The following is a 710-nucleotide window of genomic DNA, read 5'->3' as shown; positions in this document are numbered from 1 at the left end:
ACGGCACGGCACGGCACGGCACGGCACGGCACGGCACGGCACGGAAAATGCTACCTACCTCTCACACAACAATACTAGAACCAACCATACTATTTTTTTATTTTATACTGTTAAAGCGCAGCCTAAGCCGCGCTTTAACAGCTAAGGCTACTTTATTATGAATGTAACCGTGCGGCTGCGGGCCATATTTGCACAACGCTGTCCCAATAACACCAAAGCGCTACAATAACAGCAAGCGCCACCACAAAGCTTACACCCCACACCATGCGCCAAAAACGCTCCTGCGCGAATAAAGGCAATAAAGCATTTTGCACGCGTTGCACGACAGACTGCCCATGCGCTACGCCGCTAGCCTGCTCTTGCTCTGCAACTTTATAGGCCTCTGGCATACCGTTTTTAAACGCCCCAATCTGGGGGCGAATATCCATACGCTGCCACGCGGCCTTAACCGGAGCTTCCTGCCCTACACTTTCTGACGGCGCTGCAACAGGAGCAACAGTAGGCTCACCCCTTTGTTCAGCTTCTCGTAAAGCAGCAGAAGCCGAAAAATAAGGCGCACTCTCTACAACAGGCGGCGCAGAAGATTCGAGCTTTTGCGCATCCCCTGGCGTGGCCTCAAGCACATCTTGGTGCGGTGTGTGAGCAGCTTCTTCCTTAACTGGCACATCTGGCTCTGGCTCTGGCTCTGGCTCTGGCTCTGGCTCTGGCTC

General features: G+C 53.7%; 1 pseudogene. It reads right to left on the bottom strand.

Annotation, left to right across the window (positions count from 1 at the left end):
- Positions 1-155 precede the first annotated feature (155 nt).
- Positions 156-710: pseudogene (locus Abor_RS08655) on the bottom strand (hypothetical protein); the annotation flags it as partial.

The sequence above is a fragment of the Acetobacter orientalis genome, from assembly GCF_000963965.1.
GTDB classification, from domain to species: Bacteria; Pseudomonadota; Alphaproteobacteria; order Acetobacterales; family Acetobacteraceae; genus Acetobacter; species Acetobacter orientalis.
The sequence above is the reverse complement of the archived record's forward strand: the minus strand, read 5'-3'. Positions and strand labels throughout refer to the sequence as shown.